The following is a 17851-nucleotide window of genomic DNA, read 5'->3' on the forward strand; positions in this document are numbered from 1 at the left end:
TCCAGTAGGGTTTGGTCCGCATAAACATCCAAACCCCTGCCCGCGGCACGGGGCGGCGACCGACCAGCGAGACGGACGGCCGTGGCCGACCAACGCGGGCCGAGACTCTCGGGAAGGCGCTACGTGAGTCCCAACGGCTCCGACCGCTCGTCGCGGCGCCCGATGCGGCGGAAGCTGCCGCAGGTGCTGACTGCGGGCCTGATCCTGGCGACAGCCACCGGCTGCTCGTACAACTGGGAAGACTTCCCCCGCCTTGGTATGCCCACCCCCGTCACGGAAGAGGCTCCCCGGATCCTCTCCCTGTGGCAGGGCTCCTGGGCGGCCGCCCTCGTCACCGGTGTACTGGTGTGGGGCCTGATCCTCTGGTCCGTCGTCTTCCACCGGCGCACCCGCTCCAAGGTCGAGGTACCTCCGCAGACCCGTTACAACATGCCCATCGAGGCGCTGTACACGGTCACCCCGCTCATCATCGTCTCGGTGCTCTTCTACTTCACCGCGCGCGACGAGTCGAAGCTCCTGGAGCTCTCCGACAAGCCCGCCCACACCGTCAACGTGGTCGGCTACCAGTGGAGCTGGGGCTTCAACTACGTCGAGAACGTGCCCGGTGTGAAGGGCGACGCCAAGACGGACAAGAACCTCGCGTCGATTCCGGACAAGTTCATCGAGGACTTCCCGGAGAACGCCGGCGGCGTCTACGACGCCGGCATCCCCGGCGACCGGAACCCGCAGACCGGCAACCCGGGCCCGACCCTGTGGCTGCCCCTGGGCGAGAAGGTCCGGTTCGTCCTGACCTCGCGCGACGTCATCCACTCCTTCTGGGTGGTCCCCTTCCTGATGAAGCAGGACGTCATCCCGGGTCACACCAACTCCTTCGAGGTGACCCCGACGCGTGAGGGCACCTTCCTCGGCAAGTGCGCCGAGCTGTGCGGTGTCGACCACTCCCGGATGCTCTTCAACGTCAAGGTGGTCTCCCCGGAGCGCTACCAGCAGCACCTGAAGGAGCTGGCCGAGAAGGGGCAGACCGGCTACATCCCGTCTGGCATCGAGCAGACGGACCCGGCCAGGAATGCGGAGAAGAACCAACTGTGAGCATCCACAACGAAACCCAGGGTGCCGCCGCGGTCGAGGGCTCGTACGAGAACGAGCTGCCCGTCCGCCGCAAGCAGCCCGGCAATGTCGTGGTGAAGTGGCTGACGACCACCGACCACAAGACGATCGGGACCATGTACCTGGTCACGTCGTTCGCCTTCTTCTGCATCGGCGGCCTGATGGCGCTCTTCATGCGCGCCGAGCTGGCCCGTCCGGGTACGCAGATCATGTCGAACGAGCAGTTCAACCAGGCGTTCACGATGCACGGCACGATCATGCTGCTGATGTTCGCGACGCCGCTGTTCGCCGGATTCGCGAACTGGATCATGCCGCTGCAGATCGGCGCGCCCGACGTGGCGTTCCCGCGGCTGAACATGTTCGCGTACTGGCTCTACCTCTTCGGCTCGATCATCGCGGTGGCCGGCTTCCTCACCCCGCAGGGTGCGGCCGACTTCGGCTGGTTCGCCTACTCCCCGCTGTCGGACGCCGTCCGCTCGCCGGGCGTCGGCGCCGACATGTGGATCATGGGTCTGGCCTTCTCCGGCTTCGGCACGATCCTCGGCTCGGTCAACTTCATCACCACGATCATCTGTATGCGCGCTCCGGGCATGACGATGTTCCGTATGCCGATCTTCACCTGGAACGTGCTGCTGACCGGTGTCCTGGTCCTGCTCGCCTTCCCGGTCCTGGCGGCCGCGCTGTTCGCCCTGGAGGCGGACCGCAAGTTCGGTGCCCACGTCTTCGACGCGGCCAACGGCGGCGCCCTGCTCTGGCAACACCTCTTCTGGTTCTTCGGACACCCAGAGGTGTACATCATCGCCCTGCCGTTCTTCGGCATCGTCTCCGAGATCATCCCGGTCTTCAGCCGCAAGCCGATGTTCGGCTACATCGGCCTGGTGGCCGCGACGATCGCCATCGCCGGTCTGTCCGTGACCGTGTGGGCCCACCACATGTACGTCACCGGCGGCGTGCTCCTGCCGTTCTTCTCCTTCATGACGTTCCTCATCGCCGTACCGACCGGCGTGAAGTTCTTCAACTGGATCGGCACGATGTGGAAGGGCTCGTTGTCCTTCGAGACACCGATGCTCTGGACGATCGGCTTCCTGATCACCTTCACCTTCGGTGGTCTGACCGGCGTCATCCTGGCCTCGCCCCCGATGGACTTCCACGTCTCCGACTCGTACTTCGTCGTGGCGCACTTCCACTACGTCGTCTTCGGCACCGTCGTCTTCGCGATGTTCGCCGGCTTCCACTTCTGGTGGCCGAAGTTCACCGGCAAGATGCTGGACGAGCGCCTCGGCAAGATGACCTTCTGGACGCTGTTCATCGGCTTCCACGGCACCTTCCTGGTGCAGCACTGGCTCGGTGCCGAGGGTATGCCGCGTCGTTACGCGGACTACCTCGACGCCGACGGCTTCACCGCGCTGAACACGATCTCGACGATCTCCTCCTTCCTGCTGGGCCTGTCGATCCTGCCGTTCTTCTACAACGTCTGGAAGACCGCCAAGTACGGCAAGAAGATCGAGGTCGACGACCCGTGGGGCTACGGCCGTTCGCTCGAATGGGCGACGTCCTGCCCGCCGCCGCGGCACAACTTCCTCACCCTGCCGCGGATCCGCTCCGAATCCCCGGCGTTCGACCTGCACCACCCTGAGATCGCCGCTCTCGACCAGCTCGAGAACAAGCCGCACGAGGCCGAGGCCCTCACGGGCAGCAAGGAGGCCGGCAAGTGAAGATCCAGGGCAAGATGTTCATCTGGCTGAGCGTCTTCATCCTTGCCATGGCGATCCTGTACGGCGTCTGGTCCAAGGAGCCGGTCGGCACGACGGCGCTCTTCCTGGCCTTCGGCCTGGCCATCATGATCGGCTACTACCTGGCCTTCACGGCCAAGCGCGTCGACGCCATGGCCCAGGACGACAAGGAGGCCGACGTCGCGGACGAGGCCGGTGAGCTGGGCTTCTTCGCCCCGCACAGCTGGCAGCCGCTCTCGCTCGGCATCGGCGGCGCGCTCGCCTTCCTCGCCGTCGCGATGGGCTGGTGGATCCTGTACTTCTCCGCCCCGCTGATCCTCGTCGGCCTGTTCGGCTGGGTCTTCGAGTTCTACCGCGGCGAGAACCAGAACCAGTAGCCGTACCCCGCTCCGCACCGGAGCACACCGAGGGGCCCGGACGCTTCGTCACCGAAGTGTCCGGGCCCCTCTTTTGCCGCACTCGGCGCGCCCCCTCCGAGGGTTGTTCTTACGGTGAGGTCATGAACGACACGCCGCGCATTCGGACTGTTCTGAGCTGCACCCTGTTGGCCGTGACCGTCACCGCGGGCGCCACCGCGTGCGCCGGATCGGACGACCACCCGCTGACGGTGAAGGCGTACGACGCGGCGGACCAGCTCGCCGTCAGCGCCCCCGCCGACGGAGCCAAGGCGGACCCCGAGAAGCCCCTGGAGATCACCGCCAAGGGCGACGAGGGCCGGATCACCGACGTCACCGCGGTCGACGCCTCCGGGCGCCACCTCGCGGGCGAGCTCACCGCGGACGGGCGGCGCTGGCGCTCCACGGCCACCCTGGCGGCCGGCGCCCGCTACACGGTCCGGGTGGCCACGGAGGACGAGGACGGCGCCCCCGGCGCCCGTACGTTCGCCTTCGAGACGGCCCCGGCCGAGCGGGCCCTGACCGCGGCCTTCGGACCGGAGGCGGGCACGTACGGCGTCGGACAGCCCATCACCGCCGAGCTCAGCCTCCCCGTCAAGGACCGGGCCTCCCGCGCGATCGTCGAGCGGGCCCTCAAGGTCCGCTCCACCCCCTCCGTCGAGGGCTCCTGGTACTGGGTGGACGACAAGAAGCTGCACTTCCGCCCGAAGGAGTACTGGCCCGCCGGCGCGCGCGTCACGGTCAGCGGCAACCTGGACGGCCTCAAGGTCGGCGACAAGCTCTACGGCGGCGCGTCCCAGCCGCTGAAGCTCACCATCGGCGACCGGATCGAGGCCATCGCCGACGCCGACACCCACCACATGACGGTGAAGCGCAACGGAGAAGTGATCAACACCATTCCGGTCACCACCGGCAAGCCCGGCTTCGACACCCGCAACGGCGTCAAGGTGGTGCTCGGCAAGGAGTACTACGTCCGGATGCGGGGCACCACCGTCGGCATCGCGGAGGGCAGCTCGGAGTCGTACGACCTGCCGGTGTACTACGCCACCCGGGTGACCTGGAGCGGCGAGTACGTGCACGCCGCGCCCTGGTCGGTCGGCTCCCAGGGCGTGGCGAACGTCAGCCACGGCTGCGTCGGCATGTCGACCGGGAACGCGGCCTGGTTCTTCGAGACCGTCCGCGCCGGCGACATCGTGAAGACCGTCAACAGCTCCGGGGACACGATGGAGGGGTTCGGCAACGGCTTCGGCGACTGGAACCTGTCCTGGGACAAGTGGCGGGAGGGCAGCGCCCTGGTGGAGGCCGCCGGAGAACCGGTGGTCTCCACCGAGCAGGCCCGGCTGCGGCCCTCCCTCTGACCGGCCCGGTCAGCTCACGCGGCTCAGGCGTCGAGCGAGAGGCGGGAGCGCAGCAGGGAGGCCAGGGACGCCGCGAACTCGACCGGTTCCACCGGAAGGGTGACCGCGGCGTCCGCCCGGCTCCAGGTGGCCAGCCAGGCGTCCTGCGGGCGCCCGATGAGCAGCAGCACCGGTGGGCACAGGAAGATCTCGTCCTTGATCTGCCGGCAGACGCCCATGCCGCCCGCCGGCACGGCCTCGCCGTCCAGGACGCAGACGTCGATCCCGCCCGCGTCCAGCCGCTCCAGGACCGCGGGAAGTGTGGCGCACTCCACGAACTCGACCGGGGGAACGTCGGCCGCGGGCCTGCGTCCGGCCGCGAGCCGCACCTGCGCGCGCGTGTTCGCGTCGTCGCTGTAGACCAGGACCGTGGCACTCGACTGCATCGTTCCTCCGTGGGGAAGTCCGTGGGAAGGTCGTCGTCCGACGCGGCGGATGCTACTCCGGTCCACAGCCCGTCAACACCCGTTCAACACCTGTTCGAAGGGTGTCCCGGGGGCTCCGCACTGGGCCGTTCGGGCTGGACACACCCCCCTGACACTCCGAACGGCACCCCCCGGAGTGAGGGCGGGATAAGCGACCGACATAATGTCGGTCGTGGCGACAGTAACGACAGTAGAAACAGGGCACGCACACCCGTCGGTCAATCGACCGAACCTCACCAGCGTCGGAACCATCATCTGGTTGAGCTCCGAGCTGATGTTCTTCGCGGCCCTCTTCGCGATGTACTTCACCCTGCGATCGGTGACGGGTGCCGACTTCTGGACGGAAAAGGCAGACGCCCTGAACTTCCCGTTCTCGGCGACCAACACCACGATCCTGGTGCTCTCCTCCCTCACCTGCCAGCTCGGCGTCTTCGCCGCCGAGCGGGGCGACGTGAAGAAGCTCAGGACGTGGTTCATCATCACGTTCGTGATGGGTGCGATCTTCATCGGCGGCCAGGTCTTCGAGTACACCGAGCTGGTGAAGCACGAGGGCCTCTCGCTCTCGTCGGACCCGTACGGCTCCGTGTTCTACCTGACCACCGGCTTCCACGGCCTGCACGTGACGGGCGGTCTCATCGCCTTCCTGCTGGTCCTGGGCCGGACGTACGCCGCCAAGAGGTTCACTCACGAGCAGGCAACCGCCGCCATCGTCGTGTCCTACTACTGGCACTTCGTCGATGTCGTCTGGATCGGCCTCTTCGCCACGATCTACATGATCAAGTAATCGGTCCCGCCGACCCGGCGGACCGAGACATCCAGCAAGCATCGACGCAGAAGATCCTGACACCGGGGTAATCCGTGAAAAAGCTCTCCGCACGACGACGCCATCCGCTGGCGGCGGTCGTCGTCCTACTCCTCGCGCTGGCGGCCACTGGGGGGCTGTACGCCGCGTTCGCGCCGGCGGGCACCGCGAAGGCAGATGAAACCGCCCAGTCCCTCGCCATCGAGGAGGGCAAGAAGCTCTACTCCGTCGGCTGCGCCAGCTGCCACGGAACCGGCGGTCAGGGCACCACTGACGGCCCGTCCCTCGTGGGCGTCGGTTCGGCCTCCGTCGACTTCCAGGTCGGCACCGGCCGGATGCCGGCCCAGCAGCCGGGCGCCCAGGTCCCGAAGAAGAAGGTCATCTACTCGCAGGCCGAGATCGACCAGCTCGCGGCGTACATCGCCTCCCTGGGCGCCGGTCCGATCACGCCGACCGAGAAGCAGTACAACCCCGCGGGCGCCGACGCCGCCAAGGGCGGCGAGCTGTTCCGCACCAACTGTGCCCAGTGCCACAACTTCACCGGTGAGGGCGGCGCGCTGACCCACGGCAAGTACGCGCCGAGCCTCGAAGGCGTGAGCCCGAAGCACCTCTACGAGGCCATGCAGACCGGCCCGCAGAACATGCCCTCCTTCCCGGACACGACCATGCCGGAGCAGCAGAAGAAGGACATCATCGCGTACGTCCAGGCCGTCAACGGCGAGAAGGCCGACAACCCGGGCGGTCTCTCGCTCGGTGGCCTCGGCCCCGTCAGCGAGGGCCTGTTCGCCTGGGTCTTCGGCCTGGGTGCGCTGATCGCAGTTGCCATCTGGGTCGCGGCCCACACCGCTAAGGCCAAGAAGTCATGAGTAGCCAAGAGATTTCAGAAGAGAACCTGCCGGCAGGGCAGGACACCGCGCACGGCGCGGTGAAGGTCGCCGACGACCCGTTCGCCGACCCGGGCCTCCCGCCCCACAAGCCCCGCATCCAGGACATCGACGAGCGGGCCGCCCGCCGGTCCGAGCGCGCGGTCGCCTTCATGTTCACGCTGTCGATGCTGGCCACCGTCGGCTTCATCGCCTCGTACGTGATCTTCCCGGTCGACAAGATCGTGTACATCTGGCCCTTCGGCCGGGTGTCCGCGCTCAACTTCGCCCTGGGTCTGACCCTCGGCGCGGCCCTCTTCTTCATCGGCGCGGGCGCGGTCCACTGGGCCCGCACCCTGATGTCCGACGTCGAGGTCGCCGACGAGCGCCACCCGATCGCGGCGTCGCCCGAGGTCAAGGCGAAGGTCATGGCGGACTTCGCGGCCGGCGCCGCCGAGTCCGGCATCGGCCGCCGCAAGCTCATCCGCAACACGATGTTCGGCGCGCTGTCGCTCGTGCCGCTCTCCGGCATCGTCCTGCTGCGCGACATGGGCCCGCTGCCCGAGAAGAAGCTCCGGACCACGATGTGGGCCAAGGGTCTTCAGCTCATCAACATGAACACGCACGAGCCGCTGCGTCCCGAGGACGTCGCGGTCGGTTCGCTGACCTTCGCGATGCCCGAGGGCCTCTCGGAGCACGACCACGACTTCCAGACCGAGATCGCCAAGGCCGCCCTGATGATCGTCCGGATCCAGCCGGAGGACATCAAGGACAAGCGCGAGCTCGAGTGGTCGCACGAGGGCATCGTCGCGTTCTCGAAGATCTGCACCCACGTGGGCTGCCCGATCTCCCTGTACGAGCAGCAGACGCACCACGTCCTCTGCCCGTGCCACCAGTCCACCTTCGACCTCTCCGACGGCGCCCGCGTCATCTTCGGCCCGGCCGGTCACGCCCTTCCGCAGCTGCGGATCGGCGTGAACGAGAAGGGCTTCCTGGAGGCGCTCGGCGACTTCGACGAGCCCGTCGGTCCTGCCTTCTGGGAGCGCGGATGAGCACCGTGACCGATACGAAGAAGAAGGCCCCCGCCGGTGAGCGGGTCGCCGACTGGGCCGACGGCCGCCTGGGGATCTACACGCTGGCCAAGGCCAACATGCGGAAGATCTTCCCGGACCACTGGTCCTTCATGCTGGGCGAGATCTGCCTCTACAGCTTCATCATCATCATCCTGACGGGCGTCTATCTGACGATGTTCTTCCACCCGTCGATGAACGAGGTGGAGTACACCGGCTCCTACGTCCCGCTCCAGGGACAGCTGATGTCCGAGGCGTTCAACTCGACCATGCACATCTCGTTCGAGGTGCGCGGTGGTCTGCTCATCCGGCAGATCCACCACTGGGCGGCGCTGATCTTCCTCGCCGGCATGTTCGTGCACATGATGCGCGTGTTCTTCACCGGCGCGTTCCGCAAGCCGCGCGAGATCAACTGGCTGTTCGGCTTCCTGCTGTTCTTCCTGGGCATGTTCACCGGCTTCACCGGTTACTCGCTCCCGGACGACCTGCTCTCCGGCACCGGTGTCCGCTTCATGCAGGGCGCGATCCTGTCCGTGCCGATCGTCGGCACGTACCTCTCGATGTTCCTGTTCGGCGGGGAGTTCCCCGGCGGCGACTTCGTCGCCCGGTTCTACTCGGCGCACGTGCTGCTGCTGCCCGGCATCATGCTGGGCCTGATGGTCGCCCACCTCATCCTGGTGTTCGTCCACAAGCACACCCAGTTCGAGGGCCCCGGCCGCACGAACAAGAACGTCGTCGGTATGCCGCTGCTGCCCGTGTACATGGCGAAGGCCGGAGGCTTCTTCTTCCTGGTCTTCGGCGTCATCGCGGTCATCGCGGCGATCGCCTCGATCAACCCGATCTGGGCCCTCGGCCCGTACCGCCCGGACCAGGTGTCCACCGGCGCCCAGCCCGACTGGTACATGGGCTTCGCCGAGGGTCTGATCCGTGTGATGCCGGGCTGGGAGATCAACCTCTGGGGCCACACGCTCGTCCTGGGCGTGATGATCCCGCTGGCGATCTTCCCGGCGGTGCTCGGCGCGATCGCGGTCTACCCGTTCATCGAGTCCTGGATCACCGGCGACAAGCGCGAGCACCACATCGCGCAGCGCCCGCGCAACGCTCCGACGCGCACCGCCTTCGGCGTCGCCTGGATCACCGCGTACATGATCATGCTCGTGGGTGGTGGAAACGACCTCTGGGCGACCCACTTCCACCTGTCGATCAACTCGATCACCTGGTTCGTGCGGATCTTCTTCTTCGCCGGTCCGGTCATCGCGTTCATCGTCACCAAGCGGATCTGCCTCGGCCTCCAGCGCCGGGACAAGGAGAAGGTGCTGCACGGCCGCGAGTCGGGCATCATCAAGCGCCTGCCGCACGGCGAGTTCGTCGAGGTCCACGAGCCGCTCAGCCAGGGCGAGCTGCACCGCCTCACGGCGCACGAGCAGTACGCGCCCGCCGAACTGCCGCCGGCCGTCGACGAGAACGGCGTCGAGCGGAAGATCGGCCGCCTGGAGAAGCTGCGGGTCAAGCTCAACAAGGGCTACTACGGCGAGGACAGCCAGATCGCCAAGCCCACCGTCGAGGAGTACAAGGAGATCCAGAGCGGCCACGGCCACCACTGATCGCCTGAACACCTGAAGTTCGCCACGGCGAGAGCCCCGTCCATCCGATGGACGGGGCTCTTCGCCGTCCCCGGGGGTCGATAGGGTGGGGCCGTATCCGTCACGTCGCGATGACCAGGAGCTGCCATGAGCGCTGCGACCCCCGCTGGAGGACCTACCACGGCGGGCCGCTCCTGGCCCGTCGTCCTGGACGGCCTGCTGTCCGGCCGCGACCAGAGCGCCGAGGACACCGCCTGGGCCATGGACCGGATCCTCCGCGGCGAGGCCACCGACGCGCAGATCGCCGGCTTCGCGGTCGCCCTGCGCGCCAAGGGCGAGACCGTCGAGGAGATCGCCGGGCTCGTCCGGACGATGTACGAGCACGCCAACACGATCGAGGTGCCCGGCCCCTCCGTCGACATCGTCGGCACCGGCGGCGACGGCGCCAAGACCGTCAACATCTCCACCATGTCCGCCATCGTGGTCGCCGGCACCGGCGCCAAGGTCGTCAAGCACGGCAACCGGGCGGCCTCCTCCGCCTCGGGCGCCTCCGACGTCCTGGAGAAGCTCGGCGTCAACCTGGAGCTGACCCCGCGCCGGGTCGCCGAGGTCGCCGAGGAGGCCGGCATCACCTTCTGCTTCGCGGTGAAGTTCCACCCGGCGCTGCGGCACGTCGCCGCGGCCCGCAAGGAACTCGGCATCCGGACCACCTTCAACTTCCTCGGTCCGCTGACCAACCCGGCCCGCGTCCGGGCCCAGGCGACCGGGGTCGCCGACGCCCGGATGGCCCCGATCATGGCCGGGGTGCTGGCCGAGCGCGGCTCCTCCGCCCTGGTCTTCCGCGGCGACGACGGGCTCGACGAGCTGACCACCACGGCCACCTCGCGGGTCTGGGTGGTCCGCGACGGCGCGGTGCGCGAGGAGGCCTTCGACCCGCGCGACGCCGGCATCGACCTGGTGCCCGTCGAGGCGCTGCGCGGCGCGGACGCCTCGTACAACGCCGACGTGGCCCGCCGGCTGCTCGCGGGGGAGACCGGTCCGGTGCGGGACGCGGTGCTGCTCAACTCGGCGGCGGCCCTCACGGCCCTCGAACCCGGGGACGGCCCGCTGGTGGAGCGGATCCGCGCCGGGATCGCGCAGGCCGCCGAGGCGATCGACTCCGGCGCCGCCCGCCGGGCCCTGGAGCGCTGGATCGCCGTCAGCAACGCGTAGTTCCCGGCCCCTTCGCCGTACGGCCCCGGTCCACCATGCGGACCGGGGTCTTGCGCATCCGCGATCATGTGGCAGGATGCTCTTCAGGTCACGAGTGACAGCGTTTTGGCCCCGGCTTGCTGTCCGGCAACCCTCCGTCCGTGGCGGGGTGCCCCGGGTGATGACCAGGCCGTAGGCAGCGAGGTCTACGGCAAGCGCGGACCCCTCGAACACCAGGGGTCCTGGTCTCTCGAGGAGCTTTTTCCGTGAGCAAGCGAATGCGATAGGGCGAATCCGCCCCTTCTTCACCCTCGGATCAGGGTCCCTTCCGCGTACCCCCACGTCTTCCGAGGCCTCACCCGTACCCCGCCGTGTCCGGCCGCGTACGGGATCACCGAAGCCATTCCGCACCGCCCGCCGGGAGATACCGCCATGTCCGCACGCCCCCACGCCGTCGCCGCCGTCGAGACCACCGTCGCCGAGACCGTCGCCACCGAGTCCGCCGACCCCTGCTGCGCCGCCCCGCTGCCCGTCCTCGGCCGGGACGTGACCGTCCCGCTCGTCACCGGCGGCGAGGTGACCTACGCGGCGCTCGACTACGCGGCCAGCGCCCCGGCCCTCCAGCGGGTCTGGGACGACGTCGCCGCGTACGCCCCCTACTACGGCAGCGTCCACCGCGGCGCCGGCTACCTCTCCCAGCTCTCCACCGACCTCTTCGAGAACAGCCGCGCCACCGTCGCCGAGTTCCTCGACTGCCGCCCCGGCGACCAGGTCGTCTTCACCCGCTCCACCACCGACTCGCTCAACCTGCTCGCCGCCGCGATCCCGGCCGGCTGCCAGGTCTTCGTCTTCGAGACCGAGCACCACGCCTCGCTGCTGCCGTGGCGGGACGCCCGGGTCACCTACCTCAACGCGCCCCGGACCCCGGCCCAGGCCGTCGAGACCCTGGAGCGGGCCCTCGCCGACCGCGACCCGTACGGCCCCGCCCTGGTCTGCGTCACCGGCGCCTCCAACGTCACCGGCGAGCTGTGGCCGGTCAGGGAGCTGGCCGCCGCCGCGCACGCCCACGGCGCCCGGATCGTGCTCGACGCCGCCCAGCTCGCGCCCCACCACCCGGTCTCCGTGACCGACCTCGACGTGGACTGGGTCGCCTTCTCCGGGCACAAGCTGTACGCGCCCTTCGGCTCCGGCGTCCTCGCGGGCCGCGCCGACTGGCTCCAGGATTCCCAGCCCTACCTCGCGGGCGGCGGCGCCTCCCGCAAGGTGGCGCGTCGGGCCGACGGTGGTGTGGACGTGGAGTGGCACACCACCGCGGCCCGGCACGAGGCCGGTTCCCCGAACGTCATCGGGGTCTACTCGATCGCCTCCGCCTGCAAGGCCCTCACCGAGGCCGGCTTCGACGCCCTCGTCGCCCGCGAGAACCACCTGATCGCCACGGTCCGCGCGGGCCTGGCCGAGGTCCCCGAGGTCCGGGTCCTCTCCCTCTTCGGCGACGACGCGCCCCGCGTCGGCGTCATCTCCTTCGTCGTGGAGGGCTGGAACAGCTCCCACTTCGCCGCCGCGCTCTCCGCCGAGTACGGCATCGGCGTCCGCGACGGCCTCTTCTGCGCCCACCCGCTGGTCCGCACCCTGCTCGGCAGCGACCCGCAGGACCCGGGCGAGTGCGGCGCCCCCGAGGCGGCGCCCGGCGAGCGGTCCCTCAACGCCATCCGGGTCAGCTTCGGCGCCGGTACGCCCGACGAGCACGTGGAGCGGTTCGTCGGCGCCGTGAAGGAGCTCGTCCGGAACGGCGCCCAGTGGAAGTACCGCACCGAGGACGGCCGCTGCGTCCCGGACCGCGGCTGATCACTCACTCGTACGGGTGAAGGGGCCTCCCGACCGGGAGGCCCCTTCACCCTGTGCGCGCGTACGGAGCCTCAGGACTCCAGACCGATGGCGAAGGCCGCCTCCAGGTCGTGCTGCGAGTACGTGCGGAACGCGACGTGCGTGTCCGTGGCCTCGACGCCCGGGATCTTGCTGATGCTGCCGGGGATCACGTCCGCGAGGTCGTCGTGGCGCGGCACCCGGACCATGGCGATCAGGTCGTACGTGCCGGTCACCGAGAAGACCTCGCTGACGCTGTCGAGCGCCGCGATCGACTCGGCGATCTCGGGGATGCGGTCCACGCTGGTCTTGATGAGCACGATCGCGGTGATCACGGCTGGCTTTCTCCCTCGGTCGCCGCGGCTGGGGCCTTCACTCTATCCCCACCCCGGTAGCGCACCCAGGCGTAGAGGAAGCCGATCGCGAAGCCCACCACGTGGGCCAGATAGGCGACGCCGGGCCCCGCGCCCGCCGCCCGCGCGGCCATCCACTGGAGCGTGAACCAGAAGATCAGCACGATCCAGGCGGGGAAGCGCAGCGGCAGGAAGAGGAGGAAGGGGAAGAGGCTGGTGACCCGGGAGCGCGGGAAGAGGAAGAGGAAGGCGCCGAGCACCCCGGAGATCGCCCCCGACGCCCCGACGAGGGTCTGCTCGCTGTGGGCGTGCGCCGCCGCGTACCCGGCGAGGGCGAGGTAGCCGGTGGCCAGGTAGAAGAGGGCGAAGGCGACCCGGCCCATGCGCTCCTCGGCCATCGCGCCGAAGACGTACAGGAAGAGCATGTTCCCCAGCAGGTGGAGCCAGCTGCCGTGGACGAAGAGCGCGGTGAACGGGGTGAGCAGGGCGCGCGGCTCACCGCCCATCAGCTCGGCGGGGACGACCCCCCAGCGGCGGAAGTACGAGCCCTGGGCCGCCAGGAGCGCGTCCCCCGTGCCATACGCCGGGTTCATTCCGGAGACCGGGCCGCACACGAAGAGGAGGCAGCAGGCGGCGATGAGCCCGTACGTCACCGCGGGGCCGCCGCGGGCGCCCCGCCGGGTCCCGGCCACCGCGCTTCGCCAATCGATCATGGGCCGATGATGGCGCACCCGGGACGAAGTGGACAGAGTGCCTCGCCGTGCCCCCGCCCGCGCGTGAGGCCGTAGGGTTGCGGGCAGTACGACCGCAGTTCGACGGCGCACCGCGGCTCCCGCACCTGAGTACCACGCAACAGGAAGAAGGACGGCTCGATGACGACGGTTCCCCTGCCGACCGCCGAGACCCGCTGGCGCTGCACGCTCTGCGGCAACCTCACCCGCTTCGACGTCACCCGCTCGTCCAAGGTCGTCGAGTACGTCCATCTGGACCTCGCGGGGGAGCCGACGGTCGAGGAGCGGCAGGTGGTCAGTGAGACCATCGAGTCGGTCCGCTGCCGCTGGTGCAACGCGGTGGACCGGATCGAACTGGTGGACAGGCCGGGCGCCGCCTCCTGAGGACGGCGCGGACGACATAGGGGTGACGGATCGTGGAGCAGCCCGCGCACGGTGGAGAGCCGGCCGGCGCGGCAGGTGACGCTGCCGAGACGCTCGACCACCCGCTGCCGGAGGGCGTGCGGCGGCGGGTCGTCGCGCTGGTCGCGGACGCCTTCGGCGGGCTGACCGTCGCGGAGCTGCCCGCGCCCCTGCGGCAGTACGCCCGCTTCACCGCGAGCCGGCGGGCCAAGTTCGCCGGCAACGCGATGGCGGCCGCCCTGGAGAGCGATCCGCTCTTCCGGCAGCGGATCGGCGAGCGGTTCAAGCAGGGTCAGCCCGAGCTGGCCGGAGCCGTCGAGGGCGGCGCCCCGCCCGCGGCCGCCGACCCCGTCGACGTGGCGGCCGCCGCCTACGTGCTGCGTCCGCCCGGCTGGGTCAAGCTGGTCGCCGCCGCGGGCGAGGAGGCCCTGCGGGCCGACGCCGAGCGGGCCGACGAGGCCGGCCGGCGCGAACTGGAGCGGCTGCGCGAGGAGCTGGCCGCCGCCCGGGACCGCTCCCGGGGCGAGACCGAGCAGTTGCGGCACGACCTGGAGGCGGCCCGCAAGGAGGCCGAGTCGCTCCACCGCAAGCTGCGCAGCGCGCAGAGCGACGTGAAGCGGGGCGAGGCCGCGCTGCGCAAGGTCCAGGGCGAGATCGAGGCCGCGCGGGCCGAGTCGGCGGCCCAGGTGTCGGCCGCCGAGAGCGAGAGCCGGCGGCTGCGGGCCCGGCTCGGTGAGGTCGAGGCGGCCCTGGAGGCCAGCCGCAGGACCGCCCGCGAGGGGCGCTCGGTGGAGGACATGCGGCTGCGGCTGCTGCTCGACACGGTCCTCGACGCGGCCCAGGGGCTGCGCCGGGAACTCGCGCTGCCGCCCGTCTCGACGCATCCGGCGGACACCGTGGACGCGGTGGAGCCGGGGCGGATGTCCCCGAAGGACATCGCGACGCGCGCGCTCTCCGAGACCGATCCGGCGCTGCTGGACCAGCTCCTGTCGCTGCCGCAGACCCATCTGGTCGTCGACGGCTACAACGTCACCAAGACCGGCTATCCGACGATGCCGCTGGAGAAGCAGCGGCTGCGGCTGCTCGGCGGGCTCTCGGCCCTCGCGGCCCGCTCGGGCGCCGAGGTGACCTGCGTCTTCGACGGGGCGGAGCTGGCGGCCCCGGTGCTGCTCGCGCCGCCGCGCGGGGTGCGGGTGCTGTTCTCCAAGCCCGGCGTCACGGCCGACGAGTTGATCCGGCAGCTGGTGCGGGCGGAGCCGCCGGGGCGGCCGGTCGTGGTGGTCTCCACGGACCGCGAGGTGGCCGACGGGGTGGCGAAGGCGGGGGCGCGTCCGGTCGCGTCCGCCTTGTTGCTGAAGCGGCTTTCGCGGCTCTCGTAACCCCTCGTAACTCCTGGGTCTTATGCCCGGATTGTGGACGGCGGACCGTCAACCACCCCTCACTGCCCGTGCGATGTATGTAAATAATGTGGTGCGTGAGCGAGATTTTCTCCGGTGGGATTTGAATGATCACAACTCGGTCACTAGGGTCGGGGCTCGAACCTTCGCGCGGTTGATCACCCATCCGGGGTGACGGCGGAGGAACCGCCTGCCCCTGACCGGTTGGCGGCTCGAGGAAGAAGGAGATCGCCTTCGTGGCGTCCCACCGTCGACCCAAGCAGCCGAGCCGCACCCGCGTGACCGTGCTCACCGTGACCGCGGCCGCGGCCGTCGCCCTCACCGCCCAGTCCGGCGCCCAGGCGGCCCCCGCCAAGCCCAAGATCGACGAGGTCAAGTCGAAGGTCGACGCGCTGCACCACGAGGCCGAGGAGGCCACGGAGCAGTACAACCAGGCCGACGAGCGCCGGGGCAAGCTGCAGAAGGAGATCGGTCAGCTCCAGGACAAGGTGGCCCGCGGCCAGCAGGAGCTCAACGCCCTGCGCGACAAGATCGGTTCGGTCGCCAGCGCCCAGTACCGCTCCGGCGGCATCGACCCGGCTCTCCAGCTCTTCCTCTCCGGCGACCCGGACACCTACCTCGACAAGGCGTCCGCGATCGACCAGCTGAGCGCCCAGCAGGCCGACGTGCTCACCGCCATCCAGGCCAAGCAGCGCACCCTCTCCCAGCAGCGCGCCGAGGCCACCGAGAAGCTCGGCGACCTGGAGAGCGTCCGCAAGTCCCTCGGCGACAAGAAGCGCAAGTACCAGGGCAAGCTGGCCGAGGCGCAGAAGCTCCTCAACACCCTCACCGCGGCCGAGAAGGCCCGGATCGCGGAGGAGGAGCGGGCCAAGGAACAGCGGGCCAGCCGCGCCGCCGGCGAGCGCCTCGACCTCGGCAACGAGGCCCCCGCGAGCGGCCTCGGCGCCGCCGCGCTCAGCGCCGCCGCCACCCAGATCGGCAAGCCGTACGTCTCCGGTGCCGAGGGCCCCAACGCGTACGACTGCTCCGGTCTGACCCAGTGGGCCTACCGCCAGGCCGGCGCCGGCCTCAGCCGCGTCACCTACACCCAGCAGAACGACGGTGTGAAGATCGGCCGCAGCCAGCTCAAGCCGGGCGACCTGGTCTTCTTCAACAGCCTGTCGCACGTGGGCCTCTACGCGGGCAACAACACGATCCTGCACGCCCCCAAGCCGGGCGCCAGCGTCCGCTACGAGTCCATGGACTACATGGGCACGTTCCAGTTCGGCGTCCGCATCGGAGGCTGACCCCGCGACCCGCCGCGCCGTGCCGCCCGAACGGGTGGTTCCCCGCGACCCGCGCTGACCCGACGCCCCGCCGGTGACCTGTGTTCTCCGGCGGGGCGTCACTTTGCGTGCCCGGCGCCTTCGTTGGACGCGGGGGTGGCAACGGCTACTGTCTGCCGCGCCAGTCTGCGTCGAGCCGAACGGAGCGCGATCCGTGGCGTCCCACCGCCGACCCGCCCGGGTCACCGTCCTCACCGCCGCCGCGGCGGCCACCGCGGCCGCGTCCCTCGGGGCCGTCCCCGCGAGCGCCGACCCCGGCGCCGGGACCGGGGCCGCCCGGACCACGGTCGACCGCCTCTTCGAGGAGGCCGAGCGGGCCACCGAGAGCTACAACGCGGCGGACGAGAAGGCGGACGCGCTGCGCCGCACGGTTTCCCGGGCCCGCGACGGACTGGCCCGCGGCCAGGAGCGCGTCAACCGCATGAGGGGCGTCCTCGGCTCGGTCGCCGGGGCCCAGTACCGCTCCGGCGGCATCGACCCCGCCCTCGCCCTGCTGCTCTCCTCCGACCCGGACAGCTACCTCGAACGCGCCTCGGCCCTCGACCGGCTCACCGCCCGCCAGAGCGCCGCGCTCGGCGAACTCCAGCGCGAGCAGCGCCGCCTGGGCCAGCAGCGCAGCGAGGCCCGCACCGCCCTGGACGAACTGGAGCGCAGCCGGACCGAGGTCGCCCGCCACAAGCGCACCGTCGAGCGCAAGCTCGCCGAGGCCCGCCGGCTGCTCGCCTCCCTCACCGCCGAGGAGCGTGCCGACTTCGACGAGCGGGCCTCCCGCACCGGCGGCCGCGAGGACGCCCGCGCCGAAGGGGCCTTCGGCTCCCCGGCCGGGGAGCCGACCGCCGCCGTCGGCTCCGGCCCGGTCTCCTCGCGGGTCGCCGCCGCCGTGGCCGCCGCCCGGAGCGCGGTCGGCAGGCCGTACGTGTGGGGGGCGACCGGCCCCTCCGCCTTCGACTGCTCGGGCCTGATGGTCTGGTCCTACCGCCAGGCCGGGATCGCCCTGCCGCGCACCTCGGCCGCCCAGCGGTACGCGGGCCGGCAGGTGCCGCTCGCGCAGGCGCAGCCCGGGGACCTCGTCACCTACCGGGGCGACGCCAGCCACGTGGCGATCTACGTCGGGAACGGGCAGGTCATCCACGCCCCCTACCCGGGCGCCCGGGTCCGCTACGACCCGGTGCGCATGATGTCGCACGTGACGGTGACCCGGGTCTGAGGCGGCC

Annotated in this window: 17 protein-coding genes and 1 riboswitch; of the genes, 14 read left to right on the forward strand and 3 right to left on the reverse strand. The window is 70.2% G+C overall.

The annotated features are described in order from the left end of the window. Positions 1–123 precede the first annotated feature (123 nt). From coxB to ACIQVI_RS11105, 4 genes are all read left to right on the forward strand, one after another. Positions 124–1089: a cytochrome c oxidase subunit II gene (gene coxB, locus ACIQVI_RS11090; RefSeq protein WP_389666126.1), complete on the forward strand. Its 966-nt coding sequence runs from the start codon at positions 124–126 to the stop codon at positions 1087–1089. Beyond that, positions 1086–2822: a cytochrome c oxidase subunit I gene (gene ctaD, locus ACIQVI_RS11095; protein ID WP_121828457.1), complete on the forward strand. Its 1737-nt coding sequence runs from the start codon at positions 1086–1088 to the stop codon at positions 2820–2822. Before coxB ends, ctaD begins: the two co-directional genes overlap by 4 nt. Next, positions 2819–3217, forward strand: coding sequence for a cytochrome c oxidase subunit 4 (locus ACIQVI_RS11100; RefSeq protein ID WP_121828458.1), 399 nt, complete (start codon positions 2819–2821; stop codon positions 3215–3217). The genes ctaD and ACIQVI_RS11100 overlap by 4 nt, the downstream gene beginning before the upstream one ends. A 122-nt stretch (positions 3218–3339) precedes the next feature. After that, the gene (locus ACIQVI_RS11105) at positions 3340–4593 is read left to right on the forward strand and encodes an Ig-like domain-containing protein (protein ID WP_403593873.1); all 1254 of its coding nucleotides are present in this window, start codon (positions 3340–3342) and stop codon (positions 4591–4593) included. 23 nt (positions 4594–4616) lie between these two features. On the opposite strand, the gene ACIQVI_RS11110 is transcribed toward ACIQVI_RS11105, so the two are convergent. After that, positions 4617–5018 carry a hypothetical protein gene (locus ACIQVI_RS11110; protein ID WP_403593876.1) on the reverse strand — a complete coding sequence of 134 codons (402 nt, stop codon included), beginning with the start codon at positions 5016–5018 and terminating at the stop codon, positions 4617–4619. 202 nt (positions 5019–5220) lie between these two features. Here ACIQVI_RS11110 and ACIQVI_RS11115 point away from each other — a divergent pair, with 202 nt between their 5' ends. The 6 genes from ACIQVI_RS11115 (at position 5221) to ACIQVI_RS11140 (ending at position 12411) form a co-directional block, all read left to right on the forward strand. Further along, positions 5221–5841, forward strand: coding sequence for a heme-copper oxidase subunit III (locus ACIQVI_RS11115; protein WP_121828461.1), 621 nt, complete (start codon positions 5221–5223; stop codon positions 5839–5841). A gap of 74 nt (positions 5842–5915) precedes the next feature. Then, a complete protein-coding gene (locus ACIQVI_RS11120; protein ID WP_351971132.1) occupies positions 5916–6725 on the forward strand; it encodes a c-type cytochrome in 810 nt (269 codons plus the stop codon). Further along, on the forward strand, positions 6722–7774 hold the full coding sequence (locus ACIQVI_RS11125; RefSeq protein WP_351971131.1) for a Rieske 2Fe-2S domain-containing protein: 1053 nt from the start codon (positions 6722–6724) through the stop codon (positions 7772–7774). The genes ACIQVI_RS11120 and ACIQVI_RS11125 overlap by 4 nt, the downstream gene beginning before the upstream one ends. Continuing rightward, positions 7771–9396 carry a cytochrome bc complex cytochrome b subunit gene (locus ACIQVI_RS11130; protein WP_351971130.1) on the forward strand — a complete coding sequence of 542 codons (1626 nt, stop codon included), beginning with the start codon at positions 7771–7773 and terminating at the stop codon, positions 9394–9396. Before ACIQVI_RS11125 ends, ACIQVI_RS11130 begins: the two co-directional genes overlap by 4 nt. Before the next feature lie 126 nt (positions 9397–9522). Beyond that, positions 9523–10587, forward strand: a complete 1065-nt coding sequence (gene trpD / locus ACIQVI_RS11135; protein WP_351971129.1) for an anthranilate phosphoribosyltransferase — start codon at positions 9523–9525, stop codon at positions 10585–10587. 86 nt (positions 10588–10673) lie between these two features. Next, positions 10674–10790: riboswitch (SAM riboswitch) on the forward strand. A gap of 208 nt (positions 10791–10998) precedes the next feature. Continuing rightward, positions 10999–12411, forward strand: coding sequence for an aminotransferase class V-fold PLP-dependent enzyme (locus tag ACIQVI_RS11140; RefSeq protein WP_403593881.1), 1413 nt, complete (start codon positions 10999–11001; stop codon positions 12409–12411). Between the two features lie 71 nt (positions 12412–12482). Here the strand turns inward: ACIQVI_RS11140 and ACIQVI_RS11145 are convergent, their stop codons facing one another. Both ACIQVI_RS11145 and ACIQVI_RS11150 read right to left on the reverse strand, forming a co-directional pair. Continuing rightward, positions 12483–12764 carry an Lrp/AsnC family transcriptional regulator gene (locus ACIQVI_RS11145; protein WP_030205672.1) on the reverse strand — a complete coding sequence of 94 codons (282 nt, stop codon included), beginning with the start codon at positions 12762–12764 and terminating at the stop codon, positions 12483–12485. After that, the gene (locus ACIQVI_RS11150) at positions 12761–13495 is read right to left on the reverse strand and encodes a rhomboid family intramembrane serine protease (RefSeq protein ID WP_351971127.1); all 735 of its coding nucleotides are present in this window, start codon (positions 13493–13495) and stop codon (positions 12761–12763) included. The genes ACIQVI_RS11145 and ACIQVI_RS11150 overlap by 4 nt, the downstream gene beginning before the upstream one ends. 159 nt (positions 13496–13654) lie before the next feature. On the opposite strand from ACIQVI_RS11150, the gene ACIQVI_RS11155 reads away from it, so the two are divergent. From ACIQVI_RS11155 to ACIQVI_RS11170, 4 genes are all read left to right on the forward strand, one after another. Next, on the forward strand, positions 13655–13897 hold the full coding sequence (locus ACIQVI_RS11155; protein ID WP_030205668.1) for a hypothetical protein: 243 nt from the start codon (positions 13655–13657) through the stop codon (positions 13895–13897). Between the two features lie 32 nt (positions 13898–13929). Beyond that, positions 13930–15294 carry an NYN domain-containing protein gene (locus ACIQVI_RS11160; RefSeq protein WP_351971126.1) on the forward strand — a complete coding sequence of 455 codons (1365 nt, stop codon included), beginning with the start codon at positions 13930–13932 and terminating at the stop codon, positions 15292–15294. 254 nt (positions 15295–15548) lie between these two features. Beyond that, on the forward strand, positions 15549–16598 hold the full coding sequence (locus tag ACIQVI_RS11165) for an NlpC/P60 family protein (RefSeq protein ID WP_351971125.1): 1050 nt from the start codon (positions 15549–15551) through the stop codon (positions 16596–16598). Positions 16599–16791: 193 nt separating this feature from the next. Beyond that, a complete protein-coding gene (locus ACIQVI_RS11170; protein ID WP_403593888.1) occupies positions 16792–17844 on the forward strand; it encodes an NlpC/P60 family protein in 1053 nt (350 codons plus the stop codon). The last annotated feature ends 7 nt before the right edge of the window (positions 17845–17851 follow it).

This window comes from Streptomyces sp. NPDC098101 (assembly GCF_044760185.1).
Taxonomy (GTDB): Bacteria; Actinomycetota; Actinomycetes; order Streptomycetales; family Streptomycetaceae; genus Streptomyces.

Excerpts from the sequence above, each read along its gene's own strand:
- ACIQVI_RS11140 (WP_403593881.1), top strand. The coding sequence starts at position 10,999 with ATGTCCGCACGCCCCCACGCCGTCGCCGCCGTCGAGACCACCGTCGCC.
- trpD (WP_351971129.1), top strand. The coding sequence starts at position 9,523 with ATGAGCGCTGCGACCCCCGCTGGAGGACCTACCACGGCGGGCCGCTCC.
- ACIQVI_RS11105 (WP_403593873.1), top strand. The coding sequence starts at position 3,340 with ATGAACGACACGCCGCGCATTCGGACTGTTCTGAGCTGCACCCTGTTG.
- ACIQVI_RS11110 (WP_403593876.1), bottom strand. The coding sequence starts at position 5,018 with ATGCAGTCGAGTGCCACGGTCCTGGTCTACAGCGACGACGCGAACACG.
- ACIQVI_RS11130 (WP_351971130.1), top strand. The coding sequence starts at position 7,771 with ATGAGCACCGTGACCGATACGAAGAAGAAGGCCCCCGCCGGTGAGCGG.
- ACIQVI_RS11155 (WP_030205668.1), top strand. The coding sequence starts at position 13,655 with ATGACGACGGTTCCCCTGCCGACCGCCGAGACCCGCTGGCGCTGCACG.
- ACIQVI_RS11125 (WP_351971131.1), top strand. The coding sequence starts at position 6,722 with ATGAGTAGCCAAGAGATTTCAGAAGAGAACCTGCCGGCAGGGCAGGAC.
- ACIQVI_RS11115 (WP_121828461.1), top strand. The coding sequence starts at position 5,221 with ATGTCGGTCGTGGCGACAGTAACGACAGTAGAAACAGGGCACGCACAC.
- ACIQVI_RS11150 (WP_351971127.1), bottom strand. The coding sequence starts at position 13,495 with ATGATCGATTGGCGAAGCGCGGTGGCCGGGACCCGGCGGGGCGCCCGC.